The 11,401-nt window shown below is 42.8% G+C and carries 8 protein-coding genes; 2 read left to right on the plus strand and 6 right to left on the minus strand.

What is annotated here, in order from left to right:
- Positions 1 to 168: 168 nt before the first annotated feature.
- The gene (locus C900_RS14515) at positions 169 to 1,449 is read left to right on the plus strand and encodes an alginate export family protein (protein WP_009580745.1); all 1,281 of its coding nucleotides are present in this window, start codon (positions 169 to 171) and stop codon (positions 1,447 to 1,449) included.
- 135 nt (positions 1,450 to 1,584) lie between these two features.
- On the opposite strand, the gene C900_RS14520 is transcribed toward C900_RS14515, so the two are convergent.
- The 6 genes from C900_RS14520 to C900_RS14545 all read right to left on the minus strand — a co-directional run bounded on the left by C900_RS14520 (position 1,585) and on the right by C900_RS14545 (position 7,820).
- Positions 1,585 to 2,550 (minus strand): alpha/beta fold hydrolase, encoded by a 966-nt coding sequence (locus C900_RS14520; RefSeq protein ID WP_040496838.1) that lies wholly within the window; start codon positions 2,548 to 2,550, stop codon positions 1,585 to 1,587.
- Positions 2,551 to 2,628: 78 nt separating this feature from the next.
- A complete protein-coding gene (locus tag C900_RS14525; RefSeq protein ID WP_009580747.1) occupies positions 2,629 to 3,318 on the minus strand; it encodes a helix-turn-helix transcriptional regulator in 690 nt (229 codons plus the stop codon).
- A 439-nt stretch (positions 3,319 to 3,757) separates the two neighbouring features.
- Positions 3,758 to 3,961: a cbb3-type cytochrome oxidase assembly protein CcoS gene (ccoS, locus tag C900_RS14530; protein WP_009580748.1), complete on the minus strand. Its 204-nt coding sequence runs from the start codon at positions 3,959 to 3,961 to the stop codon at positions 3,758 to 3,760.
- Position 3,962: 1 nt separating this feature from the next.
- Positions 3,963 to 6,374 (minus strand): heavy metal translocating P-type ATPase, encoded by a 2,412-nt coding sequence (locus tag C900_RS14535; RefSeq protein ID WP_083867503.1) that lies wholly within the window; start codon positions 6,372 to 6,374, stop codon positions 3,963 to 3,965.
- Between the two features lie 341 nt (positions 6,375 to 6,715).
- Positions 6,716 to 7,006, minus strand: a complete 291-nt coding sequence (locus C900_RS28500) for a sensor histidine kinase (RefSeq protein ID WP_009580751.1) — start codon at positions 7,004 to 7,006, stop codon at positions 6,716 to 6,718.
- Positions 6,996 to 7,820, minus strand: coding sequence for a sensor histidine kinase (locus C900_RS14545; protein WP_009580752.1), 825 nt, complete (start codon positions 7,818 to 7,820; stop codon positions 6,996 to 6,998). The genes C900_RS28500 and C900_RS14545 overlap by 11 nt, the downstream gene beginning before the upstream one ends.
- 1,108 nt (positions 7,821 to 8,928) lie before the next feature.
- Between C900_RS14545 and C900_RS14550 the strand changes: the two genes are divergently transcribed.
- Positions 8,929 to 11,310 (plus strand): ATP-binding protein, encoded by a 2,382-nt coding sequence (locus C900_RS14550; RefSeq protein ID WP_009580754.1) that lies wholly within the window; start codon positions 8,929 to 8,931, stop codon positions 11,308 to 11,310.
- Positions 11,311 to 11,401: the final 91 nt, after the last annotated feature.

An 11,401-nucleotide genomic window follows, 5' to 3' on the forward strand; every position in this document is an offset into this window, starting at 1 on the left:
ACCTGAAGTTTTAGGGCCCACGGCAGGAAGAGGGATGCACAGGTAAGCAATACCAGTGGATCTTTTCAGCATATTACTGACCAGGATCATATCATCACATGAACCTGCTCATAGTTTGAGCCCCAAAAAGTTGAAAACTTCGAACCCATATGAAAACAATTATTTCTTATGGTGAAGATCTATATCATTTTACTGGTAGTTATTACAGGAACCATCAATATTTCCCAGGCTCAGTTTTCTGTTTCAGGAGAGTTCAGACCAAGGGCAGAGTATAGGCACGGCTTCAAAAATTTGCCGGTGGCGGGCCAGGAAGAGGCTTTCTTTATCGACCAAAGAACGCGGCTCAACCTGTCTTACGTGGACGAAAAGTATGATTTAAAGATAGTTTTCCAGGATGTAAGAACGTGGGGAAGTCAACCTCAATTGGCGGATAATGATGGAAGCCTGACTACCCTTCACGAGGCGTGGGCACGGGTACAGTTGTTTGATCATGTTGCCGTTAAGCTTGGCCGACAGGAAATTGTTTATGATGATCATCGCATATTTGGTAACGTAGACTGGGCGCAACAGGCCAGAAGCCATGATGCCGCTATTTTCATTTTCAAACCGAAAAATATGGAGCTGAACCTGGGGTTGGCATACAACCAGGATGGGCCTCAGCTCAACACCACTTTTTATACTGTTGCTAACAGCTATAAAACCTTCCAGTACCTCTGGGGAAACCGGAAATTTGGAAATATTCAGATCAGCGCTTTACTACTCAACAACGGTAGGCAAGGTGGATCGCCCGATGACTTTAAAACCTACTACAGCCAGACTTTTGGCCCACGTACCGGCTACAACCGCGGCAATTTTAAGGTCAATTTTGCAGTTTATAAACAAACTGGTGAGGAACCCGATGCAAGTACGGACATCAATGCTACATACATTGGGCTGGATCTTACTTATTCTGTAATGGAAAATACTTCCGTCACGGCCGGACTTGAGTACCTCACAGGAAATAACCCCACCGATATTGATAACGAAAACAATGCCTTTAACCCCTTTTATGGCACTAATCATAAATTCAATGGTCTCATGGACTACTTCTATGTTGGTAATCATCTCGGTAGCGTAGGGCTTCAGGATATATTTATAACACTCAACCAAAAAATGGGTAACGTATCTGCCAACCTATCTACACACTTCTTTAGCGCGGCTGAAGCACCATACAACATTCAAAACAATGAAACACTGGATAAATACCTTGGCACTGAGGTTGATCTTTTCTTCACCTTCAATACCGGTAAAGATATCAGCTTACAAGGTGGTTATTCACATATGTTGGCCACTTCTTCCATGGAGGCAGTGAAAGGCGGCAACAAAAATGAGACCAGCAACTGGGCATGGCTCATGCTCACTATCAAGCCATTGTTTTTTACCACAGAAAAAGATAAAGACGCTAATTAGTGTTTGTAAGAAAACGTCAATGTCTGCGTTACGCTTGTCCCAAAAATACTCATCCACAGGGGGCTCCGTTTTTTGGGACTTCATCCCGCTGTTTACGAGGAACGTTTTCTTAAAGCCACTTGGAGTTTATAGAGACTATTTAGCATCCTGTTGTTCCAGCCAGTTCAAAATTATCTGGTTTGTTTCATCCGGTTTTTCTTGCTGGATCCAGTGACCACAATCTATACTTGCCACTTCCACATTGGGCACAAACTCTGGTAATCTTTCTGACTTAGGAATCATATCACGATTGCCATAGATCATAAGTGTCGGATGTTGGATGATTGGGTTCACGTCCGCTAATAAGTGCCAGTTGCGGTCAAGGTTTCTATACCAATTTATACTTCCTGTAAACCCTGATGATTCGAAAGATGAAACGAAAACGGCCAGTTCGCTGTCGCTCATGATAGACTCACCGAGTGGTTTTTCTGTGTTGGCGAGATTGATCATCAACATTCCTGGTTCAGGCGGTGCGGGAGGTAAGTTTTTGCGGAACATATTGCGAAGGAACTGCGATGTTTTTTCTTCCAATATAGCGTCTGCTACTCCCGGTTGTCGATTGAAGTGAACAAAATAGAAATCTCCTCCAAATACTTCTTCCATGAACTCGATCCAGGGTTTTTCTCCACGCTCCTGATAAGGCAAAGCCAGGTTTATCACTTTGTTTACCCGCTCTGGCTGCAATAGTGACAGGCTCCAAACGACATTGGCGCCCCAATCATGACCGACAAACGTAGCGTCTTCATATCCGTAGTGATCGAGGAGTGCTACGAGATCCCCGGTCAAGTGTTCAATATCATAATCCGTTACTTCAGTCGGACGAGAAGAGTTACCATAACCACGCTGATTTGGAACAATGACATGGTAGCCGGCTTTGACAAGGGAAGGAATCTGATAACGCCAGGAAAACGCATGCTCTGGAAAGCCATGACAGAGTACGATAGGTTTACCAACATTTTGTTTACCTGCTTCAAATACTTCCAGTTCTACACCATTGACTGAAATCATTGTGGGCTTTGGAAATTCGATCGGAATAAATCTTGTGTTAATTACGTTTGTCATTCTTTTTATTGTTTAAAATTAATATAACACAAACGTAAAACCGGTCGGTGACAGCCCTATGTCAAGGGTCAGTTTGAATTATTGGTATTTGTCAAAATACTCTTGTAACGTCAAATTGTGAGGTTCAAAATTTTCTGATAGAACTTCCATCTTGTGTATCCGGTCCGGGCGAAAAAATCGAAATTCCTTCCGCAAGCGGCACCACGCAATCAAGTACCAGTTATCAGCACTTAATATAGCAAATGGCTCAATCTCTCTGTCAGTGGTAATGCCCTCCTTATTGATATACCGTATTTTGACCAGCTTGTAATTGGTGAGTGCATTTTGTAGATCAGACAAATTGCTGCTGTTTCTTTTTTGATTAAGAGCCTCGTCATATTGAGTTCTATCAGCTAATAAATTGGCTTTATCTTGAATAGTATATCTGAGAATCGACTTGATTTTATCAATTGCCTCTGCATAATCCTGTACAAAAGAGGCATCTTTACTTTTCAATACGAGCTGTTCTGCCAGTATTAAAGCATTGGCTTGCTTTTCGGTAAACATGATTGGTGGAATTCTATAGCCCTCCATTAAATTGTACCCCTTGCCTTCTTCAGTCAAGATAGGGACACCCGCCTTTTCCAAGGTTTTGATATCTCTGTAGATGGTTCGAGTGCTGACACCAAATTTGTCAGCAAGACTTGCTGCTGTCAACCTTCTTTTGGTCTGCAACTGTATTAATATGGCAGTCAGTCTCGATATTCTTTTGACTTCATCTCCCTCCATTCAGTATTTGTTGAATTTCGTTTCTATACAACATCAAGCTATGATGAGTATGCGCTCCAGTTGCTAAAAGCACCGAAGTTTCTGACTTACACTGTCAAATCAAAGGACTCTGATCGCATATTCATTTTAGTGTTTGTGTGTGCCCAGCATGGGCATCAGGTAATCGAAGGTACCAAAAAATTCCAGAGGGTGAAAGTCCCTTATGTGCGGGGAGTAGTGTCCTGAAGCATTAGCAAGTCGCAAGTTCGATTACTTTGAAGCATAGAGTGAAGGAAGCGAGACTGCAAACCCCGGTTCCAACGAATTGGAATTGAAGTCCTTCCTTGACTTAACACGCCCATGATCTGCGCTACGTTTGCGCCAAAATGCTCATCCTGACGGAACTCCGGACTGAAAAGCCTGCTTGAGATGCTTATAATTGATCAGGAATAATGCCATATTAATCATCACGGTTATGGTGTGTTGCCTCTGCCTGCTGACTGGTATTTTCTGTACCCCGTTTCTTCTTATCATCAAAAAGCATACGCATTGATGGTGTAACGGTATCATCAAACTGTCCGCTTTTGTTAGCCCAAATGAACAGCGCCAGAAAACCTCCTGCCACCACCATACTTACTATGATCAGAACAAATATTACCGACATGCTATAGATGTTTTTTACGTGCAAAAAAGTTACTGGTAAGTGTTGTAAACCCTACCACTGAAATACTGCTCAGAGGCATTAGTATGGCGGCAAATATGGGTGTCAGCGCTCCCGCCACAGCAAAGCTCAAGCCAACTACATTGTATAAAAAGGAGATAATAAAACTGGCTATAACGATTTTTCTGCCATAGCGGGCATAATCCATATACTTAGCCAGATGCTTAAGCTGGTTGCCTTCCAGTATACCATCGCAGGCGGGAGAAAATGAGGAGGCATCCTCGCTGACTGCTATGCCCACATTGCTCTGTTTCAGCGCCCCTGCATCATTAAGCCCATCACCCAGCATCATTACTTTATGGCCTCTTTGTTGAAGTTCCTTAATGTGGTTCAACTTATCTTGCGGCTGCTGCCTGAAATACATTTCAGTGCCCCTGGGAAAGATCGTTTGAAGGTACGCACGCTCATGGTCATTATCCCCCGATAAAACCGCTAATTTATAGCCTGTCAACTGATCCACCAATGCTTTAAGTCCTTCGCGATAGCGGTTGTTCGTTTCAAAGTAACCCCTCTGCTGCCCATCGATACTCAAATACACTCTTCCAGCCTTACCTTCATGATTGGCCCCTGTAAATTCTGCCTTACCCAGCCTCAGCACATGCCCGTCTACCCGTCCGCAAAGGCCGTTCCCGGGCACTTCGCTAAATTCTGTAATAACAAATTCTGTATCTGCTCTCAGGCTTTTCCTGATCTTCTGGCTGATCGGATGCACAGAATTTTCTACCAGCTTACGGACCCATCCTGCTTCCTTTTCTGACAAAGGGTCGCCTGCAAAAAGTACTTTGCCTTCACTGCTTTCGGTAAGGGTGCCTGTCTTGTCAAAAACTATAGTATCTACGGCTACCATCTTTTCCGTGGCATATGCATTTTTCAGGTAAAGCTTATTTCTGCCAAAGATCCGCAGGGTATGGCCGTTGGTAAAGGGAGCCGAAAGCGCTAATGCACATGGGCAGGCCACAATCAAAATAGCAGCGATTACCTGCCACATGCCGGCAGGATCAATAAAATACCACACCAATCCGGCTACAAAGGCAATGCTCAAAATTATCGCAGTAAAATATTTACTGATCTTATTAGTGATCTCCTCCGTACCCAGGTCATCGGTATCTTTAAAAGCCTGATTGTTCCATAGTGAGGTGAGATAACTTTGTGAGCTCGGCCGTGTGATGCGAACTACAATACGCTCCCCTACCTGGCGTCCCCCGGCATACAGTTGCTCTCCTCCTTTCACCACCACCGCCTTTTCTTCACCGGTCACGAAGCTATAATCAATATTCGCCTGATCGCTCAACAGTATGGCATCGGCAGGTATGATCTCCTGGTTTCTCACCATTACCTCATCGCCGGGCTTCAATTCAGCAATAGGAATAGCAGTCGTAATGCCCTGTTCGATCCTGGTGGCTGCCAATGGAAAGTATGACTTATAGTCGCGCTCAAAGGAAAGGTTGTCATAGGTCTTGCTCTGAAACCATTTACCTATCAGCAGAAAAAATATCAATCCCCCTAACGAATCAAGATAACCGGCCCCTGTCTGGCTGACAATCTCATACAGACTCCTTCCAAATAGCGCCACAATACCTAAAGCGATCGGCACGTCTATATTGATAAACCTCCTTTTCAGGCCTTTGTAAGCAGACTGGAAGTATCCTTTACCGGAATAGAAGATAACCGGCAGCACCAATACCACATTCAGGTAAGCAAAAAATGTTTTGAAGGAGTCATCCATCGACTCATCAATGCCCAGGTACTCAGGAAAGCTCAATAGCATGATGTTGCCAAAGCAAAAAGCAGCCACACCGATTTTCAATGCAAGACCGGAACTGCCGGAACTCCTTCTTTTATCCTCAGCCTCGTCCATATTGAACTGCGGAGGATACCCCATGGAAGACAACAAACCTGCCAACTCCGGCAACTTTATCACTTGTGGATTGTAATGTACCTCTGCCGTCCTTTTAAGGAAGTTTACCTGGGCCTGTATCACCCCAGAATGAAAATCTGAGAGGTTTTCCAGCACATAGACACACGAACTACAATGTATGTCAGGCAAAGAAAGTTGAATAATATTATGTTTCTCCGACCGGAACCGGAGCAGTTTGTTCCTTATTTCTTCATTCTCAAGAAAATCGTACTTTCCAGCGAGGTGCGGGTTTGCCTTGTTTCTACTTTCATAAAGTTCTCTGAGATCATCCGTTTGAAAGAGTTCGTAAACCGTTTTGCACCCTGTACAGCAAAAATGCTTCCCGTCATACACAATATGCTCCTGCCTGCACAGGTCTTCACAGTGATGGCATTTCAGCTTTTCATCTACATACTCCTCAGCCGCTATCATCTTACCATACTGACTTTGCAAAGGCATAGTTGCCCCTGATGGTGGATATAAAAATTATCTGGTGTCTCAAGAAAACGTCAATGCCTTCGTTACGCTTGCCTCCAAAATGCTCTTCCCGACACCTGTACATGCCTCCCGCTTTTGGCGACTTCACAAGCCTTGACCTTGACGTTTTCTTAAAGTCACTTAGGGTTTTCTTAAAGATACTATCTAAAACTAAAACAGGGTAGTCCACTATCTTCCGGCCCCATCGCGTGATTTGTAAAAATATTTTTTTAAGCATTGGATTGTATATATTAAACAACCCAAAGTACCTCAATTGGAGCCCTTATCAGAAAGAGATAGGTCACCCGGAAACATGATCTTTGTCATGTTTCCTGATCTGTTGCCGGCTGGTCCCGACTATTTGGAATGGTAAAGAAAAAAGTACTCCCCTGATTTGGCACCGACTCTACCCATATATTACCACCATGAGATTCCACGATCTTACGACATTGTGCCAGCCCTATGCCAGTCCCTTCGTACTCCTTGCGCGAGTGCAACCGCTGAAAGATCATAAATATCTTTTCCTTGTACTTTTCATCAATGCCGATACCATTATCGGCAACTGAAAACTGCCAATGTCCCTCTTTTAACATGGCATGTATACTAATATGCATCCGGCCTGCGAAATTTAACAGCATTTGAGATCAAATTCTGAAATAGTTGCCTCAGCTCTGTGGGATAGCCTTTAAGTGTGGGTAATATACTTCTTTCAACTACGGTTTTTGTCCTTTGTATAAGTGCATCCATATCCAGAAGCACTTCATCTACAATTTCGTTACAGTTTACATCCTGCTGTTCCTGTTCTGTACCAATTCTGGAGTAATCAAGCAGGTCCTTGATCAGTGCTTCCATTCGAATACTGGTCTGTAGAATAAACTCAAGATATCTGTCTGCATTCTTATCCAGTTTACCTTTATATTCCTTTTCGATCAGATTTACCAAACTCATAATGGTATGCAGAGGCTCCCGTAAATCATGTGAAGCCACATATGCAAAGTGCTCCAGTTCTTTGTTTTTCTTTTCTATAGCCACCAGTGATTGCTCCAACTGCTTCCTGGTTCGTATACGCTCCGAAACATCTCTTAGTGTTGCTGAAGTCAGCATTCCCTTGCTGGTTTCCAGAGGGCTCAGGCTTATTTCAACAAAAAACTCACTACCGTCCTTTCTTTTAACAATCAGTTCGCGCCCTGCTCCCATTTCCCGCAGGTTAGGATTTGTTACATAATTTGTCCTGTGAGAAACGTGTATATTTCTGTACCGTTCAGGGATCAGGAATTCAACTGACTGACCAATCAACTCGTTCTTATCATAACCAAAAAGCATTTTTACACGATCATTGGCCATTATAATCTTTCCATCAGCATCAACTACAACAACGGCATCCGGGGCTGAAGCGAATATTGCTTTGTATATCTCTTTTTCTCCCATTTATAAAATCATGATGGATTAAAACGCAAAACTTTCATAGCAGTGTTTGAAGCGGCTATAGTCTCTTTAGTTGGTGTCTCTAAGAAAACGCCTTTATCTGCGTAATGTCCCAAAAATGCGCATCCCGACAACTATAACAACTCCAGGGGACTCCACTTTTAAGACTTCACCTGTATGCCATAGCACTTCGGTGCGTACACACAAGCCGTTGATCTGCCAAAGCGGCTACGCAAAGGCGAGCTTGATCTGGAGGTTTTCTTAAAGCCACCCGGAGCTTTCTTGCAAGCACTGGCTAAACTCGTAATTTAGACATTTTTATCAGTAGTTAAAGCAAATTAGATGAGAATTACCATCGGCAACTACCCTCCCTCCTCAATACTATTTAGAGTCTCTGAGAAAAAGCCAATAGTCTGAGTTATGCCTGCCCCACTAATGCTCTGCCCAAGGGGGCCTTTTTGACACTTCATACTCACATACTCTTATATTCCTCCTGAACGAAAGGCAAATGAGGTTGTGGTCAGAAGCACCTCTCCCGAAGCTTGAATATGGCTCCTGTGTTAACACTTCAGGCCACAGTGTGGCTTATTAAAACATTAATCTTTTCCCAGGCTTCACCAATACATAGAGTAGTAGAGAGATCAATGCTCTTTAGTTAAGGGCGTCATCACGCCTGTCCCGAGCTTGCCTCAGAGCATGCCCGGGGATGAAAGAGAGGATTACTAGTATGAATGAAACGGCTTAGTAAGACGCCTCCAAAGTCGGCATGACAATTCCTTTTTTATTAAAGTGAGACCTTAGCTAAACTGTAAGAGCCTGCCTCTGTTGAGGCAACATCAGTTGCAGGGAATTATCATGTACCCCTGATTTATTACATCACTTTCAAAGCTACATTGAACAATAAAACAAAAATTTATTCCCAAATTGGGATTTCTCATGCCTCTGTATTCCAAAAGCCTGGTTGGCAGCGCCTCCTAAAATTATAGCCTCACGCGATTCATACTTTTTTATCCTATAATATTTCTGCTCTTGCATAACCTGGTCTAAATCATATGGTATTCTTTTTGAATATAGTATATGACCTAAGTTGAGCTTTAAGAAATAACTATAGATGAAAACTTACCTTACATTACTTTTAATGTTAATATTCAGCCTCTATGGTTTCACACAGGATCCTCTTCAATTGAAAATTGACAGCCTGACACTGGCAATCAAAAAATCTCCTCAGGATACCCTCCGTGTAAATCGTCTTGTGCTACTATCCAACTATTGGCTGGAAGCCAAGCAACCGGATCAGGCGCTGAATCTTGTCAATGAAGCAGAGAAACTGGCTGAAGCGTTAACGTACAGTGAGGGTATGGCTAAAGTACACTTACAAAAAGGTAAAGTACTGTTGAGCATACATAATTATACATCTGCACTTGACCACAGTAAAAAGGCGTTGGCGATCTATCAGGCGCTGAAGAATAGTTCCGGGAGCATTGAAACATTGTTACTGACCGGGCAAATACATGCTAATCAATCCGCACACGATGAAGCAATAAGTTTTTATACCGAAGCATTGCAAGCTGCAGAAAAAAATAATGATCAGATGGCCATGGCCAAAGCACAATTGAACATGGCCATGCAGTACAACTACAAGGGATTAAGCGATGAAGGAAGAAAATACTCACAAACCGCTGTAGAAATCTACAGCAATATAAACGATTACGCAGGGTTAGCTTTGGCATACAACAGCCTCGCAGAATCTTACAGAAGACAATCCAGGTATTCAGATGCTATAGAAAACTATTACCGGGGCTTGAAGATCGCTGAGGACCATGACCTGGAAGACAGCAAAGCCCGTCTGCTGAATAACATAGGGTTAATATATTATGAACAAAAGAAATTTACGGAAGGAATTGAGATATATGAAGAGTTAATAAATTTTAACAAAACCCGTGATCATAAAACCTCGCTGGCACTTAATTATAACAACATAGGGTTATGTTACGCAGGCCTGGAGCAGCATAAGCATGCCATAAACTATTATGAACTTGGGCTTAAAAGTATCAGTACCGACAGTAAAAGAGTTCAAGTCATCTTAATGTACAACATTGGCGAATCGTATATGCTCATGAAACAAAATAATAAAGCCCTGGAATATTTTAACAAATCCTACCAGATCAGTGAAGAAATAAATAATCTGGAAACCATGGCTTATTGTCTCAATGGCCTGGGGGTTGTTTATCTACAACTAAAAAATTATACAGCAGCCGATAGCTATTTGAAAGAAGGCAGAAAACTGGCCATCGATAACAGTTTCAATGAGCTTTTGATGGAAAATTACCAGCACATGGTTGTTTTTGATTCATTGCAAAACAATTACAGGGGATCCCTTGAATGGTATAGGAAGTATGACTCTTTAAAAGACGGCCTCAACAATGACCTGAAAAGCAAAGAGATAGCCGAAGTGAAAGCACGCTATGAAACGGAAAAAAAGGACAATGAGATCCTTCGTCTCAATCAGGCTAAAGAATTAGCCCAGCTCAACCACTCCAATGAACGGAAACTATTTATAGTGGTAGTCTTCTTTCTATTTCTATTAGCTGTGGTTCTGATCTATATCATTGCGAAAAGACGGCAGGTGAACCAACTACTTAGAAAACAAAAGAGCGAGATCGAAGAAAAAAATGAGAAACTGAATCACTTCAATGAGGAGTTGCGGGTAACGCTTGAAACTGTGGAGGATCAAAATAAGCTGCTGAACGAGAAAAACATAAAACTTCAGGAGCTACACCGTGAAAAGGATGGCCTCATAGGAGTGGTGGCCCATGACCTGCGTAGCCCCATAGCAAAAACACAGGGCCTGACCGAACTGATCAGAAATGCTGGTCCGCTAAACGAAAAACAACAGGAATTTATCCATCTGATAAAAAATGTGTGCAAGAATGGCATGAGCCTCATAGAAGACCTGCTTATGATCAATATGGCAGAAAACAAAGCCACCACTGCCAAATGCAAGTCGATTGAAGTAAATAAATTTACCGAAGACCTGATAAGAAACTACAAAGCTCCGGCTGAGCGAAAGAACATAACCCTGCATTATACATGTCAGTTGCCGGAGCAGACGTACATCCAATCAGACAGGGATTACCTCACTCGAATTTTGGATAATCTGCTGTCGAATGCAATTAAGTTTACCTTCCCCTACCATGCCATTTATTTTGAGATTGCTGCCAAAGAAGACCAGGTCATCTTTATCGTTAAAGATGAGGGACAAGGCATGAGTGAGGGCGACAAAAAAGAGCTTTTCAAAAAGTTTAAACGCCTGTCTGCCCGGCCAACCGGAGGAGAAACCTCTACAGGGCTGGGGCTTTCCATTGTGAAGACGCTGGTAGAGAAGCTGCAGGGCACGATCAATGTCGAAAGTGAGGTGGGTAAAGGAACAATTTTCACTATTAAATTACCCTCACACATGGCACAGGAAGAACAACAATATCTTTCTGCATGACCATCCTTATTTATTTGACAACCAGCAGGGAAGTGGTTTATGCCAACGTTTGCGTATTCCGCTGACCACACAATTCTTTTCAGAAATTTTC

This window comes from Fulvivirga imtechensis AK7 (assembly GCF_000331535.1).
Classification (GTDB): Bacteria; Bacteroidota; Bacteroidia; order Cytophagales; family Cyclobacteriaceae; genus Fulvivirga; species Fulvivirga imtechensis.

Bases quoted from the DNA above. Each gene is read 5' to 3' on its own strand.
- C900_RS14515 (WP_009580745.1), top strand. From the start codon at position 169: ATGGTGAAGATCTATATCATTTTACTGGTAGTTATTACAGGAACCATC.
- C900_RS14520 (WP_040496838.1), bottom strand. From the start codon at position 2,550: ATGACAAACGTAATTAACACAAGATTTATTCCGATCGAATTTCCAAAG.
- C900_RS14525 (WP_009580747.1), bottom strand. From the start codon at position 3,318: ATGGAGGGAGATGAAGTCAAAAGAATATCGAGACTGACTGCCATATTA.
- ccoS (WP_009580748.1), bottom strand. From the start codon at position 3,961: ATGTCGGTAATATTTGTTCTGATCATAGTAAGTATGGTGGTGGCAGGA.
- C900_RS14535 (WP_083867503.1), bottom strand. From the start codon at position 6,374: ATGCCTTTGCAAAGTCAGTATGGTAAGATGATAGCGGCTGAGGAGTAT.
- C900_RS28500 (WP_009580751.1), bottom strand. From the start codon at position 7,006: ATGCATATTAGTATACATGCCATGTTAAAAGAGGGACATTGGCAGTTT.
- C900_RS14545 (WP_009580752.1), bottom strand. From the start codon at position 7,820: ATGGGAGAAAAAGAGATATACAAAGCAATATTCGCTTCAGCCCCGGAT.
- C900_RS14550 (WP_009580754.1), top strand. From the start codon at position 8,929: ATGAAAACTTACCTTACATTACTTTTAATGTTAATATTCAGCCTCTAT.